Raw genomic sequence first — 25,994 nt, 5'->3', positions numbered from 1 at the left:
GAGCGAAAGATCGGTCACCGTTGCCGCGGCGCCGATCCACCCCACTCGGCCAAACATCCGACCATTTGGTCTAGAGTGGGGTGCATGGCGGTCACCGATACAGCGATTCTCAAGATCAAAGAAATGATCGTTTCGGGCGAGCTCTCCCCCGGATCCCGGCTTCCCACCGAGAAGGAGCTGAGCGAGTCACTCGGGCTCTCGCGCAACTCCCTGCGCGAGGCCGTGAAGGCGCTGGAGGTCATCCGTGTCCTGGACGTGCGCCGCGGCGACGGCACCTATGTGACCAGCCTCGAACCGAGGCTGCTGCTGGAAGCCATGTCGTTCGTCGTCGATCTCCACCGGGACGACTCGATCCTGGAGGTCTTCGCGGTACGGCGGATGCTCGAACCCCAGGTGGCCGCCCTGGCGTGCCGCTCGATCACCGATGCCCAGCTGGCCGAGATCGAGAAGCAGCTCGCGGGCGTCGGCGAGGATGCCGACGTCGAGAGCCTGGTCGCCCACGACATCGCGTTTCACCATGCGATCGCCGAGGCGACCGGCAACGCCTATCTGACGAGTCTCCTCGACTCTCTGTCGAGCCACACTGTCCGCGCCCGCGTCTGGCGCGGCATCACCGAGGGCGGCTCGGTCGCCCGCACGATCGACGAGCACCGCAGCATCCTGGAGGCCGTACGGCAAAGGGACGCGGAGCTCGCCCAGGCACTGATGGTCGCCCACGTCTCCGGCGTGGAGCACTGGCTCAGAAAGGCCCGCTGATGCGTGTCGCGCTGCACTCCGAGATCCGAGAGGGCGCCCTCGATCTCTACCGGGAACGGCACCTGCGGATCCCTGACGACCTGGTCGCCGCGTTCGGTCGGCTCGGCATCCATGACTGGACCATCTGGCGTTCGGGACGGCGGCTGTTCCACCTGGTCGACTGCGACGACTGGGACGCGGCCTACGCGGCGCTTCCTCAAGAGCCCGCTGACCAGGCATGGCAGCGTGATATCGGGCGGTTCGTCGAACTGTTCCGTGACGCTGACGGCGCGGAGGGCACCGGCCCGCTCGAACTGATCTGGGACCTTGCGGCGCAGCGGGACGGCGGACAGTGACCGGGCCGCGGGCCGGGGACGGGCGGACACCGCCGACCGGCATTGCGGGCGACGACGGCGAGGCCGGCCGCGCCGACGGGACCGGTGTGGACCTGATCGACGCACATGTGCACGTCTGGGACCCGCGTCGGCTGCGTTACGACTGGCTCGCGGGCACGGCGCTGGACCGGCCGAGGCTGCCGGGCGACATTGACGACGCCGACGGGGCGGTGACCCATTGGGTGTTCGTCGAGGCCGATGTCACCCCGGACTCGGCCCTCGACGAGGCCCGCTGGGCCGCTGGACTGGACTGGCCCGGGCTGGCGGCGATGGTCGTCGCGGCCGATCTGGGGGCGCCCGACGCCGGCGAACGGATCGACCGGGTGGCCGGACTGCCGCTGGCGCGCGGGGTCCGCCATCTGCTCCAGGACCTGCCTCCCGAGCGGCTCGCGGCGCCCGCACTGCGCAAGGGGCTCGCCGAGGTCGCCCGCGCCGGTCTCGTTTTCGATGCCTGCGTGCGCTGGACCCAGCTCGACGACCTCGACCGCCTCCTGGCCGACTCCTGCGCCGGGATCACCGTCCTCGACCACCTGGGCAAGCCGCCGGTGGACGAGGGTTTGCGCTCGGATGCCGGCCAGACCTGGCTGACAGCGCTACGTCGCCTTGCCCGTCATGAGCGGCTGACGGTGAAGCTCTCCGGACTCCCCGCCGAGGCCTCCGATGCGGAGACTCTCCACCGGCACGGTCCGGATCTGCTCCGTGCGGCCCTCGACGTGTTCGGCCCGGAGCGCTGTCTGCTGGGCGGTGACTGGCCGGTGAGTACCGGGGTCGACGGCAGGACGACGACAGGCGCGTGGTTCGGCCTCGTGCGCGACGTTGTCGACCCGTACGACTGGCCGCAGGTCGCCGCGGGCACCGCGCGCAGGGTCTACGGGATCCACGACTGAGACGATGATGCCCGGCTCCCGACCTCCGGTTGCGGCAGGCGGGAGCCGGGCGGCATCAGCGTGGCGGCCGACAGACATGAGGGCCCGGACACTGCACGCGGCAGTGTCCGGGCCTACGCGGTCCGTGGGAACCTGTCAGGGGATCAGCTGCTCGTCGCGCAGCGTCTCCCACAGTTCGTCGGGGATCTCCGTCTTCATGTGCTGGAGGTTGGCGCGCAGTGAGCTGGTGCGTGCGGTACCGACGACCACCTGGTCCACCGCCAGGTGGCGCAGTGGGTACTGGATGGCTGCGGCGGGCAGCGAGATGTCGAAGCGGGCGCAGACTTCTCGCAGCCGCTCGGTGCGGTCGACCAACTCGGGTGGTACGGCCCCGTAGTTGTAGTGTGCTGCGGCGGGGTTGTCGGAGGCGAGCAGTCCCGAGTTGAACACCGCGACCGCGAGCACCCGTACTCCGCGTTCCTGGCACAGGGGGAGGAGTTCCTCGGCGGCGGGCTGCTCGAGCAGGGTGTAGCGGCCGGCGATCATGACGACGTCGAGGTCGCCCTCGCGGACCGCGCGGACGGCTGCCTCCACGCTGTTGACGCCGACGCCGATCTCGTCGACCAGCCCGGCTTCGCGGAGGCGTGCGAGGGCGGGCAGACCCAGCCGCAGTCCCTCGTCGAGGCCGTAGACGTCGGGGTCGTGGAGGAACAGAGTGTCGACGCGGTCGATGCCGAGCCGTTCCAGCGAGGCTTCCAGGCTTCGCCTGACCCCGGCCAGACTGGGATCCCAGTGCCGTACGTGGTCGTCGGGCACGACGAACCCGTTCGCCTCGTCGGTGCCGTGGCGGCGGCCGGTGTTCGGCACGATCAGGCGGCCGACCTTTGTCGACAGACGATATGTGTCGCGGGCCTGCTGTCGCAGGAACGTGCCGAGTCGGCGTTCGCTGAGGCCCAGTCCGTAGTGGGGCGCGGTGTCGTAGCTGCGGATGCCGCCGGCCCAGGCTTCCTCAAGTACCGCGTGGGCGTCCTCGTCGGACACCTCGCGGTACAGGTTGCCGATGGACGCGGCTCCGAATCCCAGGCGGTCGGTCATGCGGCGACTCTCGTCTCTGCTGTCCAGCGGTGTGCGGTGATCGAGGCTGCGTGCATCTCGGTGCCGGCGCCCGGGGTGGTCGGTGCGAGGTACCGGCCGTCCCGGACGACCGTCGGGGTGACGAAGTGCTCATGCAGATGGTCGACGAATTCGATCATGCGTCCCTCGGTCGTGCCGGAGACGGCGATGAAGTCGAACATCGCCAGGTGCTGGACGGCCTCGCACAGGCCCACGCCCCCGGCATGGGGGCAGACGCGGATGTTGAACTTTGCGGCCAGCAGCAGGTGGGCGATGTTCTCGTTGACTCCGCCGACCCGGGCCGCGTCGATCTGGAGGACCTGAAGTGCCTCGGCCTGGAGGAACTGCTTGACCATGATGCGGTTGTGCACGTGCTCACCGGTGGCCACCGGCACGGGAGCGATCCCGCGGGCGATGGCGGCGTGCCCCAGGATGTCGTCGGGGCTGGTCGGTTCCTCCACCCAGGCCACATCGAAGGGTGCGAGGGCGCGGACCCACTCGATCGCGGCGGCCACGTCCCAGCGCTGGTTCGCGTCGACCGCGATGGGGAAGCCGTCGCCGCAGATCTCACGGGCGATGCGCATACGTCGGATGTCGTCGTCGAGGTTGGCGCCGACCTTGAGCTTGATCTGCGGGAATCCGGCGTCGACGGCCTCGCGGCACAGGCGGGCGAGTTTGTCGTCGGAGTAGCCGAGCCAGCCGGGGCTGGTCGTGTAGGCGGGGTATCCGTCGGCCAGCAGGATCTGCTCGCGCTCGGCCCGGCCGGGCTCGGCGCGGCGCAGGATGCCGATGGCCTCCTCGCGGGTCAGGGCGTCGGTGAGGTAGCGGTAGTCGACGAGGTCGGCGATCTGTTCGGGTGACATCCGGGCCAGCAGCTGCCACAGTGGCAGCCCTGCCCGCTTGGCCTTGAGGTCCCACAGCGCGTTGAGGACCGCGCCGACGGCCATGTGCATGATGCCCTTTTCGGGGCCCAGCCAGCGCAGCTGGGAGTCGTGTGCGAGGATCCGCCACGCCTCGCCCATGTCGTCGAGCAGAGGTTCGACCTCGCGTCCGAGTAGATGGCCCTCCAGCATCTGAATGGCGGCCACCTGCACGTCGTTGCCGCGGCCGATGGTGAAGGCGAAGGCGTGCCCTTCGTGGCCGTCGGGTGCGTCGGTGCGGATGACGACGTAGGCCGCCGAGTAGTCGGGGTCCGCGTTCATGGCGTCCGAGCCGTCCAGCGACGCGGAGGTTCGAAAGCGGACGTCCGCCGTGGAGACGGATGTGATCGTGGTCATGGGTCCTCCCGACACGCATCTAAACATCGGATCAATCAAAGGGTCAAATGGTATGGTGCCGTCGATCCGCCCTACAGGTGGGCTCAGAGTTCCGATGTTCCGGAGGGAATCCCATGAAACTCGCGCGGATCGGGGAGGTCGGCCGGGAGATACCGGTCGTCGTCGCCGAAGACCACTACCTCGACCTGTCGGCCCTCACGGACGACATCGACGGGACCTTCCTGTCGCGGTCCCTGGGCCGCGTCGCCGCCGCGGTGCGCGCGGGTGAACTTCCGCGTATCGAGCGCGACGGGCAGCGGATCGGCGCACCGATCGCCCGGCCGTCCGCGGTCATCTGCGTGGGGATGAACTACGCCGCCCACGCCGCCGAGTCCGGGGCCGAGCCCCCAGAGGACCTGGTGGTGTTCCTCAAGACCCCGAACACCGTGGCCGGCCCCGACGACGACGTCACCATCCCCCCGGGCAGCGTGAAGACCGACTGGGAGGTGGAGCTCGGCGTGGTGATCGGGCGCAGGGCGAGCTACCTCGCCTCGCCGCAGGACGCCCTCGGGTACGTCGCCGGATACACGCTGGTCAACGATCTCTCCGAGCGCGAGTGGCAGATCGAACGCTCCGGCGGCCAGTGGAGCAAGGGCAAGTCGTTCCCCGGTTTTTCTCCCGTCGGCCCCTGGCTCGTCACGGCCGACGAGATCGATCCGCGCACGCTGCGGCTGCGCAGCTGGGTGAACGCCGCGCCGCGCCAGGACTCCAGCACCTCCGACATGATCTTCGACGTCGCCCAGATCGTCTGGCGGCTCAGTCAGTTCCTGGTGCTCGAACCCGGCGATCTGATCATGACCGGCACGCCCGAGGGCGTCGCCCTGTCGGGACGCTTCCCCTATCTGAGCCCCGGAGACGTCGTCGAGGTCGAGATCGACGGGCTCGGCCGGCAGCGGCAGGTGACCCGATGACCGGCTTCGAGAATGTCCGGGCCGTGGTCACCGGCGGCGCGTCGGGCATCGGCGCGGCGATCGTCCGCAGGCTGCGCGCGGAGGGTGCGCGGGTCGCCGTACTGGATCTGAACCCGCCCGACGGGGAACGGGACGCCTACCGGGTGGACGTCGGACGGGACGAGGACGTGCGGACGGCGGTGGCCCGGGTTGCCGAGACGTTCGGCGGGATCGATGTCGTCGTCAACAACGCGGGGATCGGCGCTCAGGGTACGGTGGCCGACAACTCCGACGAGGAGTGGCACCGCGTCCTGGACATCAATGTGCTCGGCGCCGTGCGCGTCAGCCGTGCCGCGTTGCCGTGGCTGCGCCTGTCGTCCTGCGCCGCGATCGTGAACATGTGCTCCATCGCGGCGAGCGCGGGGCTCCCGCAGCGCGCCCTGTACGGGGCCAGCAAGGGGGCGCTGTACTCGCTGACGCTCCAGATGGCGGCGGACCATGTGCGCGAGGGGATCAGGGTGAACGCGGTCAGCCCCGGAACCGCGGCGACGCCCTGGGTGACCCGGCTCCTGGACTCCGCGCAGGACCCGGTGGCCGAGCGGGCGGCGCTGGATGCCCGGCAGCCGCACGGGCGCCTGGTCGAGGCCGCGGAGGTCGCCGACGCCGTCGCCTATCTGGCCAGTCCCCGTGCGGGCTCGACGACGGGGACGGTTGTCGAGGTCGATGGCGGGATGTCGGGTCTCAGGCTGCGCACCTGACCACACTTATCCGATGTATGTGCGTGTTACGAGGAGATATCTAAGGGTTGCGAATCCGTTGACACGGTAAACATCGGATGATTAGATCGCTCGTGCCTGACCTCGGAGTACCCCAGCCACCAGGCCGAATGAAATCAAAGGTGATGACATGAGAGTACGGACTGTGGCCGTCGCCACCACGGCTGTGGGGGCTCTGCTCCTCACGGGCTGCTCCGGCGGCCAGAGCTCGGGAAGCAGCGACACCCTCAGCTGGTCGATGTGGATCGGCTCGTCGGAGGATCAGAAGGTCTGGGAGGGGGTCGGAAACACGGGCGCCGAGGCATCCGGCAAGAAGGTGTCCCTGCAGGGCTCGCCGTTCAACGACTACTGGACCAAGATCTCGACACAGCTCGGGACGTCTGCCGCGCCCTGTATCGTCACGATGCAGAGCCTGCGCGTGAACCAGTTCTCCGAGGGCCTCCTGCCGCTGGACGACCTCATCAAGTCGACCGGCTTCGACACCGCCGCGTTCGACGAAGGGGCCATGAAGGCCCTGGCCGTGGACGGCAAGCAGTACGCCATCCCCTACGACACCGGCCCGCTCCTCCTCTTCTACAACAAGGACGCCTTCGCCAAGGCCGGCGTCGACGCCCCGAAGCCGGGATGGACCGTCAACGACTTCGAGACCGCGGCCACCGCCCTGAAGAAGAACGGCCAGGTCGCTCTCGCGACCACCGTCGAGGACATCTTCCTCGAAGGAACGATCCTCTCCACCGGCGGCGCCAAGATGATCGACGACTCCGGCAAGGTCTCCCTCGACGACCCGAAGACCGCGCAGGCGATCGAGTGGATCGCCGGCCTCGTCAAGGACGGCACCGCGACCAAGGCCGACGGCGCCGACGCCAGCGCCGACGACAACGCCTTCATCAACGGCACGGCCGCCGCGACGGTCGGCGGCCCGTGGAACTCCCTCGACTTCAAGGCGAAGGCCAAGTTCGACGTGGGTGTCACGACCATCCCGTCGCCCCAGGGAGAGCAGAAGACCTACTCGGCGGGCAGCGGGTTCGGCATCTCCAAGACCTGCTCCGACCCGACGGCCGCCTTCAAGGCCATCACGGCGATGACGTCGGAAAAGACCCTGACCTCACTCGCCAAGGACGGCCGAGCCTTCCCCGCCCGCACGGCGGCGCAGGCGGCCTGGTACGAGAACGCCGGTATCGACGGCGCGAAGGAAACCCTGGACAGTGCGCTCGCGAGCGCCGTCCCGCTGCCGGGGAGCTCCGACGGTGACAAGCTCAACCAGATGCTCAGCCAGTACGGCCCGCAGATGGTGAACGGGGAGAAGCCGGCCGCAGGCGTGCTCGCGGAGATCTCCCGCCAAATCGGAAAGTAGCCGGGACCCAGCATGGCACATGTCTCCGCACGCGAGGTGACTGCCGCAGCGGCGCCGAAGGACCACCGCCCCGGTGGCCGTCGGCGCGGCTGGTCCGGAGCGTGGGGCGTCGGATTCGCCGCGCCCCACGCCCTCGGGCTCGCACTGTTCACCCTCGTCCCCATCGGCATCGCCCTGGCCATGAGCCTGCACGACTGGCCCATGATCGGCAGCCCGTCGTGGATCGGCTTCGAGAACTACCGGCAGCTGATCAGTGATCCGGCCTTCCGTACGGCACTGACCAACACGCTCCTGTTCGTCGTCCTCTACGTGCCGCTCAACCTCGTCGTATCCCTGGGCATGGCGGCCTGGCTGTCCCCGAAGATCCGGCACCGGCAGATCTTCCGGGTCATCTTCTTCCTGCCCACGGTCACCCCGATCGTCGCCAACGCGGTCGTGTGGCGCATGCTGTACCAGCCGAACGGCGCGATCGACGCGACGGCTCAGTCGTTCTTCGGCATCAAGCTGCCGGACTTCCTCGCCGACCCGCACTGGGCGATGATCGCGATCGTCATCATGAGCGTCTGGCAGGGCTTCGGCTACAACATGATCGTCTTCTCGTCCGCGCTGGACTCCGTGCCGGAGAGCCAGCTCGAAGCCGCCTCGCTGGACGGCGCGAACGCCTGGACGGTGTTCTGGCGGATCAAGCTCCCGCTGATCTCACCGTCGCTGTTCTTCGCCACGACGATGACCCTCATCACCTCCTTCCAGGTGTTCATCCAGCCGTACATCATGACGCGCGGCGGCCCCGGCGACTCCACGGTCACCCTCGTGCAGTTCATCTACAACCAGGGCTTCACGTTCCAGAAGCTGGGACTGGCCTCCGCCGCGGCCTGGGTGCTGTTCGTCATCATCCTCGGCGTCACCGCCGTGCAGTTCCTCGGGCAGAAGAAGTGGGTGCACTATGAGTGACGTCGTCTCCCGCGGACGCGGCGTCCGGAACCTCCGCACGGCGATCGGCTACACACTGCTGATCCTCGTCGCGCTGCTCTTCATGTCCCCACTGATCTTCATGATCGGCACCTCGCTGAAGGCGCCCTCGGAGATCTTCTCGACGCCGCCGTCCCTGTTCGGCTCGAGCCTCCAATGGGGCAACTACGCCGAAGTCTTCTCCTACGCGCCGTTCGCCCGTTACCTCGTCAACGGCATCGTCGTCGCGGCCGGCGGCACCCTCATCACCCTCGCGGTGTCCGCACTCTCCGGATACGCCTTCTCCCGGCTGCGCTGGCGTGGACGCAGCGCGACCTTCATGGTGTTCCTCGCGACGATGATGCTCCCCCAGGAAGTCATCATCGTGCCCGCCTTCGTCCTCATGCGGGAACTGGGCTGGGTCAACACCTACCAGGCGCTCATCGTGCCGTGGGCATTCACCGCGCTCGGCGCGTTCCTGCTGCGCCAGTTCTTCATCACCGTCCCACAGGAGCTGGAGGACGCCTCCCGCATCGACGGCCTGGGCCAACTCGGCACGTTCTTTCGCATCATGCTCCCGCTGGCACGGCCCTCTCTCGCCGTGCTCGCCGTGTTCACCTTCATCACCTACTGGAACTCCTTCCTGTGGCCCCTGGTGATCGTCAACGACGTCACCACCCTCGGCACCATCCCACTCGGCCTCCAGCAATTCTTCGGCCAGCAGGGAACCCAGTGGCACCTCATCATGGCCGCCTCGGTGATCTCCATGCTGCCGTCCACCGTCCTGCTCATCGCCCTCCAGCGCTACCTCGTGCGCGGCATCGTCACCTCAGGCCTCGGCGGCCGCTGAATCCAGAGCAACGCTCGAACCCGGAAAGGACCATCCCGGCATGGCCATGTTCAAGAACGCCCCTGAGCGCCCGGAGCAGTACCAGCAGTTCGTGCGTGCGACACCGGCCTGGTTCCAGGACGCCAAGCTCGGCATCTTCGTCCACTGGGGCCCCTACTCCGTCCCTGCCTGGGGCGAGCCCATCGGCGCGCTGGGCACCATCGACGAAGAGGAATGGTTCAAGCACAACCCATACGCCGAGTGGTACTACAACACCATCCGCATCGAAGGCAGCCCGGCCCGCCAGCACCATCAGGAGGTCTACGGCGGCGCCGACTACGACACGTTCCTCGACCTGTGGAAGGCCGAGTCCTTCGACGCCGACTCCGTCATGGACCTCGTCGCCGCCACCGGCGCCCGCTACTTCGTCCCCACCACCAAGCACCACGACGGTGTCACCCTGTGGGACGCCCCCGGCACCGGCGATCGCAACACCGTCCGCCGCGGCCCCCAGCGCGACCTGATCGGCGAGTTCCGCGACGCCGCCGAACGCAGGGGCATCCGCTTCGGCGTGTACTACTCCGGCGGCCTCGACTGGCACTTCACCCAGACCCCGCCCATCGTCCGCCACATCGACGACGCCCTGCGCCCCACGGACAAGGGCTACGCCGACTACGCCTTCGACCACGTCGCCGACCTCATCGAGAAGTACCGGCCGGAAGTCCTGTGGGGCGACATCGAGTACCCCGACGCCGGCAAGCCCGAGGGCGACAAGAGCCTCGTCGAGCTCTTCCGCCGCTTCTACGCCACCCGCCCCGAGGGTGTGGCCAACGACCGCTGGGGCGAGACGCACTGGGACTTCCGCACCAGCGAGTACGAGCAGGGCCGCGACAGCGAGGGCGACGCGGCCTGGGAGAACTGCCGCGGTGTCGGCTTCTCCTTCGGCCACAACCGGCTGGAGGACGAGTCCAACTCCCTGAGCGGGCAGGGCGCCATCCGCCACTTCCTCGACGTCGTCTCACGGGGCGGCAATCTGCTGCTGAACATCGGTCTGACCGCGTCCGGCGAGGTCACGCCGCTGCAGCGCCGCACCCTGGAGGAGCTCGGAGCCTGGAACCACGCGAACGCGGAGGCCGTCTTCGGCTCGCGTCCCCTCGGCGCGGACCTCGCACGCCCCTCCGACGAGCCCTGGGTCCGCTGGACCCGTACCGGGCAGACTGCCCACGCGTTCGTCGACGCACCGGCAGGCACCCGGGTGACCCTCGACGCCGACGGCGATGCCCTGGACCTCGCTGCCGCCACCGGCGCCTCCACCGAGGTCGTCGACGGCGCGCTCGTCGTGACGATCGGTGACCACGCCCTCGCCGGGCCCGTCCGGGTGGACGTCCCGCTGCGCTGATCCGCGACATCCCCGGCAGGACCGTGCCGGGTGCCTGAACGGCCTCGCCGGTCGCAGCGCGCCGCAGATGAGGCCGGCGAGCCAGTTCAGGGTCGCACTCGACAGCGGCAGGCGGTCGTGGCGGCACGCGGTGATCTCAGGGCCGCGGGCCGGGCGGGCGGTGGAGGTCCACAACACCCGCCCACATGGGCGATGACCAGCAGCCCGTGCCGCCGGTGTGTGGCCGACCGGAGGCGTCGCAAGCACCCAGCTGGGCGGCCTGCGGCTGTGGCGCTCCGCGATCAGCGCCCCCACCGGCGGTGGGGGCCGGACCACCGGCCCCCACCGCCGGTGACGCCCGTCATCGGCACACGTGCCCGGGCTCACGGCATGGGCGTGAATTCGGGCAGGGTGAGGGCCGAATGGGCCGGTCGTCCCTCCGCGGAGGGCATGGCGCTGAGCTTGCGCAGCCTGTCGTTGCGCTGCTCCAGGGCCCGGGCGGTGGTCGGGAAGAGGGCGGCACCACCCTCGCCGACCAGCCCCTGGTTCAGGGTCACAAACTCACGGGTGTCATGTTCGTACGCAGCGAAGCCCGCGGTGTGGTCCCGCTCGGCCAGGGACCCGGCGAGCATGTATGCGCCGACGAGGGCGAGGCTGGTGCCCTGTCCGGTGAGGAACGAGGGTGCGTACGCGGCGTCGCCCACCAGCGCGACCCTGCCGCCGGACCAGCGGGGCATGCGGATCTGGCTGACCCCGTCGAAGAACAGGTCATCCGCGTCGCGCATGGCGGCGAGCATGCCCGGGACCTCCCATCCCGCGTCGGCGAACACCGCTGCGACCAGGTCCCGTTGGGCTTCCGGGTTCCGGAACGCGTCGAACGGCGGTTCCGGCTGGGCGAAGTTCAGGAAGGCGTGCACTTCGTCGTTGTCCCCCACGGCGTAGAGTGCCGCGGCCCTGCCCGGGGTGTTCCACATCACGGTCTCGTGGGAGAGCCCGAAGGTGTTGCGCATGGTGAACACGGCGAAGCAGTAGCCGAGGTACCGGTGGAACTGCTCTTCGGGGCCGAACAAGAACTCGCGGGTACGTGAGTGCAGACCGTCCGCGCCGAACACCATGTCGAACGTACGCCTGCTGCCCCCGCGGAAGGTGACGTCGACCCCGTGGCCGGACTGGTCGAGGGTGTCGATGGAGTCGTCGAACAAGAACTCCACGTCGTCACGGACCGCCGCGTAGAGAGCGTCGGTCAGATCGCCGCGCCGCACCTCCAGGTCCCGTCCCGCGACACCGCCGGTGAGGGTGTGCGGGTTGACCGAGGCCACCTCGCTGCCGTCGCCGTCGAGGAAGGTCAGCCGGCGCAGGTCGATGTGCGCGTCCTGCAGTCGCGGCAAGATTCCCATCCTCCGGACGACCTCGAGTGCGGTGCCGCGCACGTCGATGGGATAACCACCGCCCCGAAGTGTTCGCGCCTTCTCGACCACCGTGACGGCGAATCCGTAGCGGTGCAGCCAGTATGCAAGGGCGGGCCCCGCGATGCTGGCCCCGGATATCAGGACCTTGCGCCTGGGCGTCGTACGGATATCCCTCAACGGATCGGTGTGGGTCATGACTTGACTCCTTTGCTCATGGTGCGGGTGACAAGCAGGGACAGCGCTGTGACGGCGCCGGCTATGACGAAGCCGGTGACGAAGGCCGATTCGGCCGGGACATCCGACCCGGAGGGGGTCCCGGCGGTGAGGATCGCGCCGCTGACCTGCGCACCCACGGCGTAGCCGACCACGCGTGTCACCAGGACCAGGCTGCTGGCGATGCCGGTTTCACTTGGTTCGACGGAGGTGGCGGTGCTGGTCACCATCGCCGTGACGCACAGGCCGTTGGCAAGCGCGATCATCGCCTTGCCGATGACGAGGTGCCATACCTCGGTGTGCACGGCCGCCAGGGCGATCAGGGCGGCGACCATGATGACGATCCCGGCGGTGACCACGGCACGCGAGCCGAAACGCCGCGCCCCGATCCCACCGATCGGCCCGGCCAGCGACGCGGCAATGGCGCCGGGCAGCAGGAAGAAGCCGATCTCGGTGGCGCCGGCCCCGAAACCGTACTCGTCGGCAGGCACCGCGAACAGCTGCGGGACGAGATAGACCGGCACCGAGGTACCGACGCAGACCACGAACGTCAGCACACACGACGTCCACATCGCAGGCCGGGCCAGCATGCGCAGATCGACCATCGGCGCGGCCGCACGCCGCTCAACCGCGATCCAGCCGGTCACGAAGGCGGCCAGAACCAGGATGAGGGCGCCGAGCACGAGTGGCTGCGAGCCGATGTCGGGCGCCAGCGCGAGCACGAGCATCAGCGTGACCAGTGTCCCGCTCAGGAGAGCCAGGCCTGGCCAGTCGACCCCGGACTCGTCCGACCGGCCCGGCGGATCGTGCGGCATCAGCCTGTTCACCAGCAGGGTGGCCCCGATGACCGCGATCGTCGGCAGCGCGAACATCCAGTGTCGGGACAGCTCTTCCGCCACGGGCCCGGCCGACAGCGTTCCCGCCATCCCGCCGCCCACGAACAACCCGCTGACCACCCCGATGGCCACCTTCGACTCTCCCGCGGGGAGGTGTGTGCGCACCAGGATGAACGACAGGGGAAGCGCGCCCACCATCGCTCCCTGCAGTACCTGGCCGAGCAGCAGCACGGGCAGGTTCGGTGCCAGGGCGGACACCAGGCCGCCGGCTGAGACCACCGCCATCAGCCGGATCAGGACTCGTTTTCCGCCGTAGCGGTCGCCGAACTTGCCCGCGATCGGGGTGACGAGCGCGCCGGTGATGAGGAGCATGATGCTGAGTAAGGCCCCTTCGGCCGGGCTCATATCCAGTTCGCGTTGCAGGAGTGGGAGCGTCGGCGTCACCACCGACTCCAAGGCACCGGTGGCGACCGCCAGCATGCCGAGGGCCCCGACAGCGGCCTTCCCGATGTGGACCGGGGGAGCCAGAGTCGCGGTCATGAACGTCCTTCCGTCATTGCCGGGCGAATAAGGGAAGCGCCGGTCACGCGTCATGAGTTCAGGCATCCCGGTCGCGCAGTACCGCGCGGGCCGGGAGGGTTACGGCGAGGAGGCCGAGGGACACCGCGGTCGCGGCGAATGTGACGTACAGCAGCGGGGGTATGTGCGGGGACTCCCCCGTCAGGCCGCGCATCATCGGGGTCAGCGTGATCATGGCGATGGCCGTTCCCAGGGCCACGCCCGCTGCCGATACCAGCAGGCTCTCCCAGCGGAGCATGCGCAGCACCTGGCGGCGGGTGGAGCCGACGAGGCGGAGCGTGGCCAGTTCGCGGCGGCGGTCCAGGACCGTCATCACCAAGGTGTTGACGGCGGCGATGGCGGCGAAGCCACCCAGGACGGCGGCCATCATGTAGTTGGCCCAGGCGCCGAGTTCACGGTCCACACTCTGCTCGACGGCGTAGCCCGAGGAGTCGGTGACCTCGCCGAGTGCGGCGAGCGGCTCGGCGTCGCCGCCGCGTACCAGCAGCGTGCTGTCGAAGCCCGACGTGACGTGGCCGGCCAGGGACGCGCGGTCCATGGTCACCGCCGCCAGGCCCAGGCCGCGGCCGTAGACCGCGACGACTTCCGGGCGGGCCTCGGTGCCGTCGGGGAGGTGGAGCGGCAACTCGTCGCCGACCTTGACCTTCGCCGCGGTGGCGAGGGTCTTGTCGATGGCGATACGGCCGGCACCGACGCGGTCCAGGCTGCCGCTGCGTACGTCCAGGTCCTGTACGTCGGCGAGTTGAGCGCCGGAGCCCGAGATGCCCTGGGTCGCCGACCCCTGAAGTGACGTCTCGCCGCCGGAGTCGACGGGCACCAGCACCTGCGTGTCGAGCAGGCTCACGGCCGCGTCGACACCGGGAGCGTGGGCGGCCCGGTCGGCTGCGCCGGCGGGCAGGCCCGCCGGGTTGGTGACGACATGGTCCGCCGTGATGCCGTCGCGGAGCTGTGCCGCGGCGACCTGGCTCTCGCTCGTGTGCATGAAGACGAGCGTCGAGGCGAAGGCCATCGCCAGCACGATCGGGGTGATCGCGGAGGCCAACCTGCGGGCGTTGGTGCGGGAGTTGGCGGCGGCCAGTGCCGCCGGGGCGCCGCCGCCGCGGAGCAGGAGGCCGAAGAGTGCTGCGCACAGCCGGGCCACCAGCGGGCCGAGCAGCGCGACGGCGAGCATGAACAGCATGACGACGCCGAGGGAGGCGTTGGCCGCGTCGGCACCGGCGGCGGAGGCGGCGACGCCGGCGAGAACCGCGCCGCCGACGACGGCGCCCAGCCCGAGGACGATACGGATGACGCCCGGCCGCAGCCGCTCCACCGAGGCTTCGGTGAGCGCCTGCCCCGGCTTGGTCTTCGCGGGCCTGCGCCCGGCCATCAAGCCGGCGCCGAGCGCCGTGAGCAGCCCGGTCCCGACGGCGATGAGCAGCGGGATCCACGAGATGTGCAGCTCGACCGCCTCCGGGACGGCCCCGCGGTCCTGCAACTGCCCGAACCACCAGCTCGCCAGCGCGATCCCCGGCAGGCACCCGAACAGCCCGGCGAGCGGTGCGACAAGCAGCGCTTCGGCGGCGACCGCGCGGCGGATCTGCCGCGGGGTGGCGCCGACGGCGCGCAGCAGCGCGAACTCGCGGGTGCGCTGGCCGACGGAGAGGGCGAACGTCCCTGCGGCGGTGAAGACGGCGACCAGGGTGGCGATCCCGCCGAAGGAGCCGCCGAGCGCGGTGAGCGTCTCCTTGGCGTACGCCAGGCCCCGGTCCTCGACTTCGCCGCGGCCGTCCCCGGTGAGCACCTGTGCGCCGGAGTCGGCGAGTGCCTTCTCGACGGCGGCGGCGAGGGCGTTGGTGTCGGCGCCGTCCGCGGCCAGTACGGCGATGGCGTCGGCCTTGCCGGGGTGCCCGGCCAGCGCGGGTGCCTCGGCGTCGGCGAACCAGGCAGTGGCCTTGCCGCCGCCCGCCGCTGCGGTGTCGCCCGCCCCGGCCTCGGCCAGCCCGGACACCCGGAAGCCCGCGCGCCCGGCGGCCGTTTCGAGCGCGACGGTGTCGCCGACGCCGGCCTTCGCGGTACGGGCCGCTGCGGCGTCGAGCACGACCTCGCCCGCACGGGGCGCGGCGCCCACGGACAGCGCGGTGCCGGTGAAAATGTGCGAGCCCCAGCCGTGGCCGGTGAGCGCCCCGTCGCCCTGCCGCACCGGGAAGGTGAAGTCCGGCACCGCGGCCTCGGCGCCCGGCGCCCGGGCGGCCTTCGCCGCGAGCCCCGCGTCCACGCGGGCGGTGTCCGGCAGCGGGTACGCGGTTTCCTCGGGGCCGTCGACGGTATCGGTGACGAGCCGCGCGGACTGATCGGCCGCCACGACGACCGGCGCCTTCGCGTACCGCTCCGCCGGCACCGAGGCGCGGGCACCCGTCTCCAGCAGGATGCCGCAGGCGGCGACGATCAGTGCCGACATCATCAGCGCGACGAACGTGCCGGCGAACGACGCGGGTTTGAAGCGTACGGCCGCGCGAGCGAGGCCGTTCGGGGCGAAGCTCCTCATGCCACGGCCCCTGCCATCGCACCCGCACGGCCGGCAAGCATCGCCATCCGCGCCGCGATCTGCTCCGCCGAAGCCCGCTCCAGGCCGCCGGCGAAGGTGCCGTCGGCGAGGAACAGCACCTGGTCGGACCAGGCTGCCGCGGCCGGGTCGTGGGTGACCATGACGACGGTCGCGCCGAGGGTGTCCACCGCGTGCCGGAGCAGGCCGAGGACCTCGGCTGCGGTTCCGGTGTCGAGGGCGCCGGTGGGCTCGTCGGCGAACACCACGTCGGGGCTGGTGACCAGGGCGCGGGCGACGGCCACGCGCTGTTGCTGGCCGCCGGAGAGCTCTCCGGGCCGACGCCGCGCCTTGTCGGCGAGCCCGACCTGCGCGAGCACCGCGGCCGCGCGGCGGCGGTCCTGGCGCTGCCCGGCGAGGCGCAGGGGCAGCAGGACGTTCTGTTCCACGGTCAGCGACGGCAGCAGGTTGAACGCCTGGAAGACGAAGCCGAGGCGGCTGCGGCGGAGTTCGGTGAGCTTGTTCTCGCTCATGCCGGTGATCTCCGTACCGCCGAGGCGCACGGATCCCGCCGACGGCCGGTCGAGCCCGGCGGCGCACTGCAGGAAGGTGGACTTGCCGGACCCGGACGGGCCCATGACCGCGGTGAACGTGCCGCGTGGGAGGGCGAGGTCGACGCCCGCGAGGGCGTGCACGGAGCCCGCGCCGCGACCGTACTGCCGCCGGACACCGCGCAGTTCGACGGCGAGACCGGGTGTGCCGGCCGGGGCCATCGGTCGGTCGTCCGTCTTCTGCCGCCTGCCGCTGCGTAGCCTCATGTTCCGCCCTCTCGCGCTCTTCTTGTGCCGACGAGGTGGAGTGTGCGAGGACGGCTGCGCGCCGGGCGTCATACCCGGGAGCCACTGTGCAGGTGCTACCGCGGTAGGGGGTGGAGGAGGGCCAGGCCCTGCCCGGCACGGCGTGTGGGGCTCCGCCCCGTTGCCGGCCTGGGCCGGGGCCCGGGGCGTGGTCGCAGCGCGGGAGCCGCTTGGGTGGGGGCGCCTGCGCCGTCGTGGGCCGCGGAGCAAGCCGCCATCGACAAGACCGCACCCGCCCCGATGCGGCTCAGGGACGCCGGCACCAGCACCGTGCGCACGCCCGGGGGGGGGGCCGCTCCCCCTCCGATGGCGACGTGCTCGGGGTCCCGGAGCACAGCCCCGGGCAGGGGCCGTCCTACTCGCCCGGTACTACCACCCCTGATTCGTACGCGAAGACCACCGCCTGGGCGCGGTCGCGCAGGTCGAGTTTGGTGAGGACGCGGCTCACGTGTGTCTTCACCGTCTGCTCGGCCAGCACCAGTGTCTCCGCGATCTCCGCGTTGGACCGGCCGCGGGCCACCAGGGTGAGGACCTCGGTCTCGCGTTCCGTCAGGGCCTTGAGCCGCAGCGCGGGCTTGCCTCGGGCGGCGGGACGCTGCTTGGCGAAGTCCGCGATGAGACGGCGCGTCACGGAGGGGGCGAGCAGCGCGTCACCCGAGGCCACGACGCGTACCGCCGCGATGAGGTCGGCCGGCGGCGCGTCCTTCAGCAGGAAGCCGCTCGCGCCCGCCCGCAGCGCCTCGTAGACGTAGTCGTCGACGTCGAACGTGGTGAGCATCAGGACGCGCGGCCGGTGCGTCACGCCCGGCGGGGGCGTGAGGAGGCGGCGCGCGGCCTCCAGGCCGTCCATCTCGGGCATGCGGACGTCCATCAGCACGACGTCGGGATGAGTGCGCCGGCTCAGCTCGACGCCCTGCGCACCGTCGGGGGCCTCGCCCACCACGTCGATGTCGCTCTGGGCGGCCAGCAGCGCGGCGAAGCCGGCCCGCACCATGGCCTGGTCGTCGACGATGATGACGCGCGTCGTCACGTCAGGTCCTTTCCGTTCAGGGGAAGTTGGGCGGCCACCCGGAAGCCGCCGTCCGGCAGCGGCCCGGCGTCGAGGGTGCCGCCGGCGAGCCGCACCCGCTCGCGCATGCCGACGAGGCCGTGCCCGGTGCCGCCCTCCTCGAGCGGCGCGGCGGGCGGCTCGGGCGGCGGCCCGTTGACGACGAGGACGGTGAGCCGCGCGCCGCCCTCCGAGACGGAATCCGACACCAACACCTGCGTCGGGGCACCCGGCGCGTGCCGTACGACGTTCGCGAGGGCCTCCTGGACGATGCGGTACGCGGAGAGGCCCACCGCCTCGGGCACGTCGGCGTCGCAGGGGGTGAACTCCACCGGCACGCCCGCCCTGACCGTCGCCTCCGCCAGCTGCCCGATCCGCGTCAAACCCGGCTGGGGCGCGAGCTCGCCGTGCGCCTCCTCGTTCCGCAGCACGCCGAGGAGCCGTCGCATCTCGCCGAGCGACTCGCGCGCGGTCGCCGCGATGGACGTGAACTCCTTCTGCACGTCCGGCGGCAGCCCGTCGAGGCGGTACGCGGCGGTGTCCGCCTGCACCGTGATGACGGACATGTGGTGTGCCACCACGTCGTGCAGCTCGCGTGCGATGCGGGCGCGTTCCTCCAGCAGCGTCCGCCGGCCGCGTTCGGCCTCGCTGATCGTCTCCTGCTCGGCCAGCCTGCGCTGAGCGTCGTACCGCTCGCGGAGCGCACCGGCGAGCAGGAGTGTGACGCCGCTGAGTACGGTGAGCAGTGTGCTGTTGCCGCTCGTACCGTGGGACGCGATGAACTCCAGGCCGGCGTTCGCGCCCGCCGTGGCCAGCCACACCAGCAGCAGCGTACGGCGCCGCTCGCGCAGGCCGAGGGCGAGGCAGAGGCCGACGTACCCGACGATCTCCATGGGCGGGAAAGGCCACAGGCGCCGCTCGTCGAAGCCGCCGGCGAGCAGTACGAGCGCCCCGGCCACGTCAGCGGCGAAGATCACGTACCAGGCCTGCAGCGGTCGGACGACGGCGAGCAGCAGCGGTGCCGTCTGCGCGACGGCCAGGGCGCTCGCGATGCCGCCGTTCAGGCCGTAGTCGACGCTGAGCACCCGGATGGTGGTGGGCAGCAGGGCGACGCACAGCACGAACGCCGCGCCCCACGGCAGCAGCCGTACCCACCGACGCGACGCCCCCGCGAGCAGCGCGCGCGGGGGTTCCTGCTCCACTGACGTCATGGGCCCCAGCTTATGTGCGACGGAATGCGGCTGTGTGTCATGCCGGTCGACGGAGCAGGAGCCCTGCGAATCCAACGGCGCATCCGACGGACAGCGCCAGACACACCGCGCCGAACGGATGCGGAGCCGCGCTGCCCCCGCCGTAGCCGATCGACACGTACAGCCCCGTCCAAGCGGCCTCGGCCAGGACCGCGGCCGCCGCGTACCGGGCGGCGGGGATCTCGCTGAGGCCCGCCGCGACGGCGCCGGTGGCCCGGCCTCCGGGAAGGAAGCGCATGAGGATCAGCGCGGCGAGGCCGTGCCGGTGCGTCCGGGCGGCGGCCTTGCGCAGCAACCGCAGGAAACGTCTGCGGATACGCCTTCCGGCAGGGATGCAGCGCGTGCCCCAGCTGGGCACATGCTCGGCCGCTGCCAGCAGTTCGGGTGTCTGCATCGCCGTTGTCCCTCTGTGTGAACACATTGCGTACTGGGGTGTGCCGGCGTACGGCCGCCGTCGGCAACTCCGCGGACAAGCTGAGGGACGCTTCAGATGTCGGCACGCAGCGGTTCTCCGACTTCGTGCATGTGCCGCAGGGCCTGCCGGTAGGAGTCGATGAGGCCGGTCTCCGTATAGGGAATGCCGAGGTCGCGGCAGTGGGCCTGCACCATGGGCTGGGCGAGCCGCAAGTGGGGGCGGGGCATGCTGGGGAACAGGTGGTGCTCGATCTGGTAGTTGAGGCCGCCGAGGAACCAGTCGGTGAGGACGCTGCCCCTGATGTTGCGGGACGTGAGGACCTGGCGTCGCAGGTGTCCCCACTTCTCGCCGTCAGGGTCGGGCATGTCCATCCCCTTGTGGTTGGGCGCGAAGGCCATGCCCAGGTGCAGCCCGAACAGGGCTTGATGGAGCGCGGCGAAGACGAGTGCGTGCGCGAGCGGCATGGTCGTCAGGAGCAGGGTGACGTACCCGGCGACGTGGGCGATGAGGAGCGTACCCTCCACCAGGCGCTCGCCGCCGCTCTGGCGGCGCAGGTCCTTGAAACCGTAGAGCTTCAGGGCGAGACCTTCGAGGAGGGTGAGGGGGAAGAAGAGCCATGCCTGGTGGCGGGTGAGCCAGCCGCGGAAGCCCACGCGCGTGGCGGCCTGCTCGCTGGTGAAGACGAGGACGTCGGCGGCGACGTCAGGGTCCTTGTCGATGTGATTGGGGTTGGCGTGATGGCGGTTGTGCTTGTCGTTCCACCACGCGTAGCTCATACCGAGCAACAGATTGCCGTGGACCAGCCCGATGAGGCGGTTGGTGGCCCGGTCGCCGCTGATCTGGGCGTGGCCCGCGTCGTGGCCGATGAACGCGGTGCGGGCGCTCAGGACGGCGAGTACGGGAGCGAGGGCGAGCACCCACCACGAACCGCCGATGAGCGTCATGCCGGTGACGACGGCGGCCAGACTCAGCGCGTTGGTCACTATGGTGCGTGTGTACCAGCCGGTGCGCCGGTCGAGCAGCTCCTGCCCTTTGACGTCGCGCAGCAGTGGCGTGAACTCGCTGCCCGTGTCCGCTGGGGATTGCCTCGCGGTGGCCTTCTCGGGGTGCGGCAGAGCGGTTTCGCCGGCCAAGGACATGGGTGTACTCCAGTGTTCGGTGAATGGTGTTGATGCGGCGCGCGGCTCGTCAGCCCGGCATCGAAGAACGGACGGATCCAGGACCGCGGTGTTACGGCGGTGCGTATACAGCTCTCAGGCCGCTACATCGCTCACGCCGCCAGCGCGAAGTAGGCGAAGCCCGCCGCCAGCACGCCCGCCGCAGCACGGCGGATCGTGCCGGTGCGCTCCCACGGGGTCTCCAGGGGCTGGGCGAACCTCGCGATCACCACGAGCAGCCCGGCGAAAAGCGGCATCCAGGCCAGCCGCGCCAGGATCCAGCCGACCGTGTCCGGCGCGGTGGTCAGGCCGGGGCTCTCGCCGACATACAAGGCGGGGACGGCGGCGGCGAGCAGCGCCGTCTGGTGCCAGCACAGGATCGTCATCGCCGACAGGTTGATGATCACTACCGGGGCCCACAGGGCGGGTCGCCGGAGCAGCCGGGCCAGCCGGTCACGCAGCAGGATCGCCGCACCGGACTGGGCGGCCGCGAGCGCCAGGACCAGCAGGGACGGCGGGTGGGAGTTGGTACGGGACGCGCCGGGCACGCCCACCATCGACGCCGGGTAGTGGAAGGCGAGCAGCAGGGTGGCGAACAGGGCCGCGCCGCCCGCGAGCAGCAGCCACGCCTCGCGGCGGCCCAGCCGCTTGTCCGCCCAGGACACACCCAGCTGGTAGGCGAACATCCAGCCCGGAAGCAGATTGAGCAGGCTCACCCAGGACGGCATCGCGTCCGCGAACGGTCCGTACCGCAGGAAGTCGACCACCGCGACCGAGCCGAGCAGCGGGGCCGCGGACCGGAAACCGAGGCGCTGCGAGGCGCGGACACAGTACGGCGTGAGGGCGGTGATCACGGCGTAGACGCCGACGAACCACAGGGGCTGGACGACCAGTGTCGACGCGGTGTGCAGGGTGGCGGTCGGGACGCCGAGGCCGTAATGGAGGGTGGGAAGCAGCAGCGCCCATACGGCGGTGACGCCGAGGACCGGGCGGCCCAGGCGGGCGATCCGACCGGTGATCCAGTCACGGGCCGAGTCCGTGCGGCGCTGGTAGGAGAGGTACGAGGAGTAGCCGCCGACCAGGAAGAAGATGCCCAGCATCTGGAGGATCCAGCTGGCCGGGGCCAGCGCGCCGAACGTGGCCAGCGGGCTGGCGTTGTGCAGGCCGCCGCCGGTGTCGAGGGTGAAGCCGCCGAGCAGCCAGTGGCCGGTCGGGACGGCCAGGAGCGCCAGCGCGCGCAGGCCGTCGATGGCGCGGTCGCGGTGGGCGGGGGTCCGGGCGTCGATCTTCGCGGTGAGCTTCGCGAGCTTCGTGGGGGTCTTCATCACAGGTCTCCGTCGGCGATGGCCGCGAACGCGGTCAGGGTGGAGGTGCCGGGGGTGAAGTACTCGTCGTGCGCGGGGACGTCGTCGGCGGGCAGGACGGTCGCGCCGAAGCCGGGCGAGGTGGGGTCCGCGCCGTGGCCGAGGCCCAGGAACTCGACATTGGGGACGCGGTCGATCCAGTCGTCCGGGGACTTCGCCGCCCAGATGTGGGCATCGGTGTGGAGTGCGGTGACGTTGCCGGCGCGCATGCCGGGCGAGCCCATGACGACGATGTCGCTCGCGTCGGTGTCGGGGGCGGCGAGGCCGCAGACCACCGAGCCGTAGCTGTGGCAGAAGAGGGAGGGGGCGGGGCGGCCGACCGCGTCCAGGCCGTCGGTGAAACGGGTGAGGCGCTCGGCGCCGGCCTCGGCGAGCCAACCCGTCGCCAGGTCGAGGCCGATGCCGGAGGGGGTGGTGTAGCCGGCCCAGGCGATGACGGCCGTGTCGTCGCCCGCCGCCTCCTGGAGGTCGGCGGCCCGCCGTGCCGTACCGTCGAACGCCGAGATGTCGACGTCCGAGCCCGGGACGATCACCGAGACATGGGTGGCGTTCTCCAGGTCGCCCACGACCTGCGCGATCAGGCCGCGGCCGCGCGGGTCGTACGCCAGGACCTGGTCGCCTGCGGGGGCGTTGGCCTCGTAACGGAGGTTCACGGGGGCGCCGTCGAGGTTGCCCACCACGGTGGGGTGGTCCTCGACGAGTCGCTGCCGCTGAGTGTCGGTCAGGTCGGCGAAGAAGGCCGCCACTTCGGACGGGGTGGCCGTGGTGGGGTCCGGCAGTTCCTTGCCCAGAGAGTCGTCCGCCAGCCAGGCGGCGGTGCCGGGGAGCGGACCGCTCGACGCGCTCTCGCTGCTCGCCGCGGCCCAGCCTGCCGTGCTGCCGACCAGCAGTGTGGTCAGTACGGCGGTGGTCAGGGTCTTCCTGAAGCGGCGCATCCGTCCGTCTCCCTCTGTCTCGTCCGTGGTGACGGTGAGGAAGGTAGGAAGGCGGCGGGAGGCGGGGCGTCACGCTGGGGAGCCAAGTCGGGAGTGATACCGCGGTAGGGGGTGGGCCAGGTGCTGGCCCCAGGGTGGGCAGGGGTTTTCCCCCGCGGCTGGAGGGTGTTACCGCCGGCGACGTAGGCCAGTGGCCGGTCATGTAGTGAGCGGCTGTGACCCATGTCTTCTCAACAGCCCCTGGCCACCTCAGCAGAGCCGGTGCGTGCCGGACTGATACTTCTGCCGGCCCTGGCCGCTAGGGCCTCTCGTTTGGATCATGCCGGGCTCGCGGGCCCTGGCACCGCGCCTCGCGGCGTTGTCGTCGGTTGTCAGGGCTCCGCCCTGCCGCCCTCCTCCGCCTTGCGATCCACGGCACCAGACCCCGCTCCCTGATCCGGCCTGATCCAAACGAAAGACCCTAGGCGGACGGACGCCCGGCTTCGGCGCGGGTCAGGGTGTCCGCGACCGTTCTGCAGGCGAGTCGGACCACCACACGCAGTTCGGCGTCGGAGGAACCCGCGCAGCTCAGGACCGCGAGTGACTGTTGGACGGCGACGACGAATCCGGCCAGTTCATCGAGGATCCGAGGTTCGGTGCCGGAGTCGGCCAGCGCGGCGCGTACTCGTCGGCGCTGGGTGTCGAGCAGGGCGCGTACCCGCATGCTGACCTCCTCCCGCAGGTTGGCCGACTGGGCCGCGGACTGGGCTATGAGGCACCCCTTCGGGACGGCCGGATCGGCGATGCGGGCCAGGACAACGTCGAAGTATGCCTCCACGGCGCGCACCGGCTCACCCGGATACGTGGTGAGCGCCTGCTCGTATCTGGCGCCGTACGTGGCGGCGTAACGGTCGAGGCACTGCCGGAACAGGGCGTCCTTGCCCCCGAAGGTGCTGTAGAGCGAGCTACGGGCGAGTCCGGTCGCGGACTCCAGGGCGTTGAGCGAGGTGTCGGCGTAACCGCACTCCCAGAACACACGCATCGCCCGATCCAGGGCATCGGTGACGTTGAACTGCTTCCGGCCCGACACGCTTGGCCTCCTTCGGTCCCGACCGCTCTGGCGTCGTCCGCGCCGCCGATGTGAGCCTACCAACATTCTTGGATCGATCGGTCCAAGAATCTTGAACCGATCGATCCAAGATGGCTACGGTGAGGGCATCACCCCCACGCACCGACTCTGAAGGGGATGCCCATGAACGAGAAACCGCGGCGTCGGCCCGCGCCCGAGGGCCCCGGCTCAGTCCTCGCCGCGCCGGACCTGCCGGCCGGCTTCACCGCGATGTTCACCAGCCGATATGTGGATGCCGGCGATGTGCGTCTGCACGCCGTGGTCGGCGGCGACGGGCCGCCGCTGCTCCTGCTTGCCGGCTGGCCGCAGACTTGGTACGCATGGCGCCTGCTGATGCCGGCGCTGGCCGAGGATTTCCGGGTCGTCGCGGTCGACCCACGCGGTGTCGGGCTGTCCGACAAACCCCGCGACGGTTACGACACCGCCACCCTCGCCGACGACATGGCCGAGCTGATGACGGCGCTGGGTCACGAGCGTTTCGCCATGGTCGGCCACGATGTCGGCATGTGGACGGCCTACGCCCTCGCCGCCGATCACCCCGACCGCGTCGTGCGGCTCGCGGTCGCCGAGGCAGCCATACCCGGTGTGTCCCCCTCTCCCCCGCTGTTCGGCAGCCGGGAGGGCAACACGCGACTCTGGCACTTCGCCTTCAACCGCCTCGCCGAGCTGAACGAGGAGCTCGTCCGCGGCCGGGAACACCTGTACTTCGGCGCCCAGTTCGCCACCAAGGCCGCCCGACCGCTGCCGGAGTCGGCCGTGCGGTACTACATCGACACTCTTGCCTCGGATCCGGACGCGCTGCGGGCCAGCTTCGACTTCTACCGCGCGCTGGACGAGACCATCGCGCAGAACGCGTTGCGCAAGACCACCCGGCTCACTCTGCCCGTGCTGGCCATCGCCGGCGCGGCGAACTCCGGCGAGCTCGTCGCCACCACCATGAGGCTCGCGGCCGAGCACGTCGACAGCTTGATCATCCCGGACTGCGGCCACTATCCCGCGGAGGAGGCCCCCGAGGAGATGCTGGCCGCGCTCTCCGACTTCCTTGCGCCCTACCGGGACGACCGGCCGACACAGATCGTCAACTGATTGATGCTCACGGGGCTGGTCGCCGTCCTGGTCGTGGCCGACGCCGCCGCGCTGGGGGTCGGCACCGCACTCCGGGTGCTGCGCAAGCGTTCCCTGCTGGCGCGCAACGTCCTGGTCACCGGCGCCAGCGGGGGCGTGGGGCACTTCGCCGTCCAACTGGCGGTGCCGGCAGGCGCCCGGGTGACGGCACTCGCCGGTTCGCCGGACCGGGCCGCCGGACTCCGCGAACTCGGGGCCGACGAGGCCCTGACCGACCTGGCCGAGACCGAGGACCGGTTGATCGCCACCTACGGCGACATGACGCCGCCCAGCGAGGAGCGCTTCCGGTCCGCCCTCGGACACGCGCCGGGCGCGTATGTGACGCAGTGGCGCATGGACCTGGCGTCCGTCCGGCTCCGCGATACCGGATACGGCTCTCCACACACTTCCAGCCGCGCCTTCCGACGCGCCCCAGGCATGACGCAGCGGACGTATGCGCCGTCCGTGGAGTCAATTCGGCTCCCTCACCCCCGGGTTCAACAACTCGCGCCGCCGTTGTCAGGGCGCTGAACTGCGGTGATGCGAGCAAGAAAGCCACCGTTGAGCCGGGGCCTGCACACCTCTTGACACCCCA

General features: G+C 70.6%; 23 protein-coding genes and 1 pseudogene. 11 read left to right on the top strand and 13 right to left on the bottom strand.

Annotated elements, in window-relative coordinates; translation table 11 throughout:
* Positions 1–84: 84 nt before the first annotated feature.
* The 3 genes from CTZ28_RS16580 to CTZ28_RS16570 are packed head-to-tail and all read left to right on the top strand — an operon-like array spanning position 85 to position 2,017.
* On the top strand, positions 85–756 hold the full coding sequence (locus tag CTZ28_RS16580) for a FadR/GntR family transcriptional regulator (protein WP_121890188.1): 672 nt from the start codon (positions 85–87) through the stop codon (positions 754–756).
* Positions 756–1,091: an L-rhamnose mutarotase gene (locus CTZ28_RS16575; protein WP_121890187.1), complete on the top strand. Its 336-nt coding sequence runs from the start codon at positions 756–758 to the stop codon at positions 1,089–1,091. Before CTZ28_RS16580 ends, CTZ28_RS16575 begins: the two co-directional genes overlap by 1 nt.
* Positions 1,088–2,017, top strand: coding sequence for an amidohydrolase family protein (locus tag CTZ28_RS16570; protein WP_183154423.1), 930 nt, complete (start codon positions 1,088–1,090; stop codon positions 2,015–2,017). Before CTZ28_RS16575 ends, CTZ28_RS16570 begins: the two co-directional genes overlap by 4 nt.
* 135 nt (positions 2,018–2,152) lie before the next feature.
* Here CTZ28_RS16570 and CTZ28_RS16565 read toward each other — a convergent pair whose 3' ends face one another.
* Entirely contained in the window at positions 2,153–3,091 is a 939-nt protein-coding gene (locus CTZ28_RS16565) for an aldo/keto reductase (RefSeq protein WP_121890185.1), read from the bottom strand.
* The gene (locus CTZ28_RS16560) at positions 3,088–4,386 is read right to left on the bottom strand and encodes an enolase C-terminal domain-like protein (protein ID WP_121890184.1); all 1,299 of its coding nucleotides are present in this window, start codon (positions 4,384–4,386) and stop codon (positions 3,088–3,090) included. Before CTZ28_RS16560 ends, CTZ28_RS16565 begins: the two co-directional genes overlap by 4 nt.
* 113 nt (positions 4,387–4,499) lie before the next feature.
* Here CTZ28_RS16560 and CTZ28_RS16555 point away from each other — a divergent pair, with 113 nt between their 5' ends.
* From CTZ28_RS16555 to CTZ28_RS16530, 6 genes are all read left to right on the top strand, one after another.
* Positions 4,500–5,336, top strand: a complete 837-nt coding sequence (locus CTZ28_RS16555) for a fumarylacetoacetate hydrolase family protein (RefSeq protein WP_121890183.1) — start codon at positions 4,500–4,502, stop codon at positions 5,334–5,336.
* Positions 5,333–6,073 (top strand): SDR family NAD(P)-dependent oxidoreductase, encoded by a 741-nt coding sequence (locus CTZ28_RS16550; protein ID WP_121890182.1) that lies wholly within the window; start codon positions 5,333–5,335, stop codon positions 6,071–6,073. The genes CTZ28_RS16555 and CTZ28_RS16550 overlap by 4 nt, the downstream gene beginning before the upstream one ends.
* Before the next feature lie 148 nt (positions 6,074–6,221).
* Entirely contained in the window at positions 6,222–7,445 is a 1,224-nt protein-coding gene (locus CTZ28_RS16545) for an ABC transporter substrate-binding protein (protein WP_121890181.1), read from the top strand.
* 12 nt (positions 7,446–7,457) lie between these two features.
* On the top strand, positions 7,458–8,396 hold the full coding sequence (locus CTZ28_RS16540; RefSeq protein WP_121890180.1) for a carbohydrate ABC transporter permease: 939 nt from the start codon (positions 7,458–7,460) through the stop codon (positions 8,394–8,396).
* Positions 8,389–9,243: a carbohydrate ABC transporter permease gene (locus CTZ28_RS16535; protein WP_121890179.1), complete on the top strand. Its 855-nt coding sequence runs from the start codon at positions 8,389–8,391 to the stop codon at positions 9,241–9,243. The genes CTZ28_RS16540 and CTZ28_RS16535 overlap by 8 nt, the downstream gene beginning before the upstream one ends.
* Before the next feature lie 40 nt (positions 9,244–9,283).
* On the top strand, positions 9,284–10,621 hold the full coding sequence (locus CTZ28_RS16530; protein WP_121890178.1) for an alpha-L-fucosidase: 1,338 nt from the start codon (positions 9,284–9,286) through the stop codon (positions 10,619–10,621).
* Between the two features lie 362 nt (positions 10,622–10,983).
* Here the strand turns inward: CTZ28_RS16530 and CTZ28_RS16525 are convergent, their stop codons facing one another.
* The 11 genes from CTZ28_RS16525 to CTZ28_RS16470 form a co-directional block, all read right to left on the bottom strand.
* Positions 10,984–12,204, bottom strand: a complete 1,221-nt coding sequence (locus tag CTZ28_RS16525) for an FAD-dependent monooxygenase (RefSeq protein ID WP_121890177.1) — start codon at positions 12,202–12,204, stop codon at positions 10,984–10,986.
* Positions 12,201–13,598, bottom strand: coding sequence for an MFS transporter (locus CTZ28_RS16520; protein WP_121890176.1), 1,398 nt, complete (start codon positions 13,596–13,598; stop codon positions 12,201–12,203). The genes CTZ28_RS16525 and CTZ28_RS16520 overlap by 4 nt, the downstream gene beginning before the upstream one ends.
* A 58-nt stretch (positions 13,599–13,656) precedes the next feature.
* Positions 13,657–16,164, bottom strand: coding sequence for an FtsX-like permease family protein (locus CTZ28_RS16515; RefSeq protein WP_121890175.1), 2,508 nt, complete (start codon positions 16,162–16,164; stop codon positions 13,657–13,659).
* Positions 16,161–16,979 (bottom strand): ABC transporter ATP-binding protein, encoded by an 819-nt coding sequence (locus CTZ28_RS16510; RefSeq protein WP_121890174.1) that lies wholly within the window; start codon positions 16,977–16,979, stop codon positions 16,161–16,163. The genes CTZ28_RS16515 and CTZ28_RS16510 overlap by 4 nt, the downstream gene beginning before the upstream one ends.
* Positions 16,980–17,373: 394 nt before the next feature.
* Entirely contained in the window at positions 17,374–18,048 is a 675-nt protein-coding gene (locus tag CTZ28_RS16505) for a response regulator (protein WP_121890173.1), read from the bottom strand.
* Positions 18,045–19,277: a sensor histidine kinase gene (locus CTZ28_RS16500; RefSeq protein ID WP_121890172.1), complete on the bottom strand. Its 1,233-nt coding sequence runs from the start codon at positions 19,275–19,277 to the stop codon at positions 18,045–18,047. The genes CTZ28_RS16505 and CTZ28_RS16500 overlap by 4 nt, the downstream gene beginning before the upstream one ends.
* Positions 19,278–19,314: 37 nt before the next feature.
* Positions 19,315–19,710 carry a VTT domain-containing protein gene (locus CTZ28_RS16495; RefSeq protein ID WP_183154422.1) on the bottom strand — a complete coding sequence of 132 codons (396 nt, stop codon included), beginning with the start codon at positions 19,708–19,710 and terminating at the stop codon, positions 19,315–19,317.
* A gap of 92 nt (positions 19,711–19,802) precedes the next feature.
* Positions 19,803–20,870: a fatty acid desaturase family protein gene (locus CTZ28_RS16490; RefSeq protein ID WP_121890170.1), complete on the bottom strand. Its 1,068-nt coding sequence runs from the start codon at positions 20,868–20,870 to the stop codon at positions 19,803–19,805.
* 131 nt (positions 20,871–21,001) lie between these two features.
* Positions 21,002–22,213 (bottom strand): acyltransferase family protein, encoded by a 1,212-nt coding sequence (locus tag CTZ28_RS16485; RefSeq protein WP_121890169.1) that lies wholly within the window; start codon positions 22,211–22,213, stop codon positions 21,002–21,004.
* Positions 22,213–23,187 (bottom strand): alpha/beta hydrolase, encoded by a 975-nt coding sequence (locus CTZ28_RS16480; RefSeq protein WP_121890168.1) that lies wholly within the window; start codon positions 23,185–23,187, stop codon positions 22,213–22,215. The genes CTZ28_RS16485 and CTZ28_RS16480 overlap by 1 nt, the downstream gene beginning before the upstream one ends.
* A gap of 460 nt (positions 23,188–23,647) precedes the next feature.
* Complete coding sequence (locus CTZ28_RS16470; protein ID WP_121890166.1) at positions 23,648–24,256, bottom strand: TetR/AcrR family transcriptional regulator; 609 nt, start codon at positions 24,254–24,256, stop codon at positions 23,648–23,650.
* Between the two features lie 162 nt (positions 24,257–24,418).
* Between CTZ28_RS16470 and CTZ28_RS16465 the strand changes: the two genes are divergently transcribed.
* Together CTZ28_RS16465 and CTZ28_RS49535 are read left to right on the top strand one after the other, a co-directional pair.
* Positions 24,419–25,381 carry an alpha/beta fold hydrolase gene (locus CTZ28_RS16465; protein ID WP_121890165.1) on the top strand — a complete coding sequence of 321 codons (963 nt, stop codon included), beginning with the start codon at positions 24,419–24,421 and terminating at the stop codon, positions 25,379–25,381.
* Positions 25,382–25,414: 33 nt separating this feature from the next.
* A pseudogene (locus tag CTZ28_RS49535) lies at positions 25,415–25,930 on the top strand (zinc-binding dehydrogenase); the annotation flags it as partial.
* Positions 25,931–25,994: the final 64 nt, after the last annotated feature.

It is taken from the genome of Streptomyces shenzhenensis (assembly GCF_003688995.1).
GTDB classification, from domain to species: Bacteria; Actinomycetota; Actinomycetes; order Streptomycetales; family Streptomycetaceae; genus Streptomyces; species Streptomyces shenzhenensis_A.
This window is presented reverse-complemented; position numbering and strand designations above follow the sequence as displayed.

Excerpts from the sequence above, each read along its gene's own strand:
- CTZ28_RS16580 (WP_121890188.1), top strand. The coding sequence starts at position 85 with ATGGCGGTCACCGATACAGCGATTCTCAAGATCAAAGAAATGATCGTT.
- CTZ28_RS16575 (WP_121890187.1), top strand. The coding sequence starts at position 756 with ATGCGTGTCGCGCTGCACTCCGAGATCCGAGAGGGCGCCCTCGATCTC.
- CTZ28_RS16565 (WP_121890185.1), bottom strand. The coding sequence starts at position 3,091 with ATGACCGACCGCCTGGGATTCGGAGCCGCGTCCATCGGCAACCTGTAC.
- CTZ28_RS16560 (WP_121890184.1), bottom strand. The coding sequence starts at position 4,386 with ATGACCACGATCACATCCGTCTCCACGGCGGACGTCCGCTTTCGAACC.
- CTZ28_RS16555 (WP_121890183.1), top strand. The coding sequence starts at position 4,500 with ATGAAACTCGCGCGGATCGGGGAGGTCGGCCGGGAGATACCGGTCGTC.
- CTZ28_RS16550 (WP_121890182.1), top strand. The coding sequence starts at position 5,333 with ATGACCGGCTTCGAGAATGTCCGGGCCGTGGTCACCGGCGGCGCGTCG.
- CTZ28_RS16545 (WP_121890181.1), top strand. The coding sequence starts at position 6,222 with ATGAGAGTACGGACTGTGGCCGTCGCCACCACGGCTGTGGGGGCTCTG.
- CTZ28_RS16540 (WP_121890180.1), top strand. The coding sequence starts at position 7,458 with ATGGCACATGTCTCCGCACGCGAGGTGACTGCCGCAGCGGCGCCGAAG.
- CTZ28_RS16535 (WP_121890179.1), top strand. The coding sequence starts at position 8,389 with ATGAGTGACGTCGTCTCCCGCGGACGCGGCGTCCGGAACCTCCGCACG.
- CTZ28_RS16530 (WP_121890178.1), top strand. The coding sequence starts at position 9,284 with ATGGCCATGTTCAAGAACGCCCCTGAGCGCCCGGAGCAGTACCAGCAG.
- CTZ28_RS16525 (WP_121890177.1), bottom strand. The coding sequence starts at position 12,204 with ATGACCCACACCGATCCGTTGAGGGATATCCGTACGACGCCCAGGCGC.
- CTZ28_RS16520 (WP_121890176.1), bottom strand. The coding sequence starts at position 13,598 with ATGACCGCGACTCTGGCTCCCCCGGTCCACATCGGGAAGGCCGCTGTC.
- CTZ28_RS16515 (WP_121890175.1), bottom strand. The coding sequence starts at position 16,164 with ATGAGGAGCTTCGCCCCGAACGGCCTCGCTCGCGCGGCCGTACGCTTC.
- CTZ28_RS16510 (WP_121890174.1), bottom strand. The coding sequence starts at position 16,979 with ATGAGGCTACGCAGCGGCAGGCGGCAGAAGACGGACGACCGACCGATG.
- CTZ28_RS16500 (WP_121890172.1), bottom strand. The coding sequence starts at position 19,277 with ATGACGTCAGTGGAGCAGGAACCCCCGCGCGCGCTGCTCGCGGGGGCG.
- CTZ28_RS16495 (WP_183154422.1), bottom strand. The coding sequence starts at position 19,710 with ATGCAGACACCCGAACTGCTGGCAGCGGCCGAGCATGTGCCCAGCTGG.
- CTZ28_RS16490 (WP_121890170.1), bottom strand. The coding sequence starts at position 20,870 with ATGTCCTTGGCCGGCGAAACCGCTCTGCCGCACCCCGAGAAGGCCACC.
- CTZ28_RS16485 (WP_121890169.1), bottom strand. The coding sequence starts at position 22,213 with ATGAAGACCCCCACGAAGCTCGCGAAGCTCACCGCGAAGATCGACGCC.
- CTZ28_RS16480 (WP_121890168.1), bottom strand. The coding sequence starts at position 23,187 with ATGCGCCGCTTCAGGAAGACCCTGACCACCGCCGTACTGACCACACTG.
- CTZ28_RS16465 (WP_121890165.1), top strand. The coding sequence starts at position 24,419 with ATGAACGAGAAACCGCGGCGTCGGCCCGCGCCCGAGGGCCCCGGCTCA.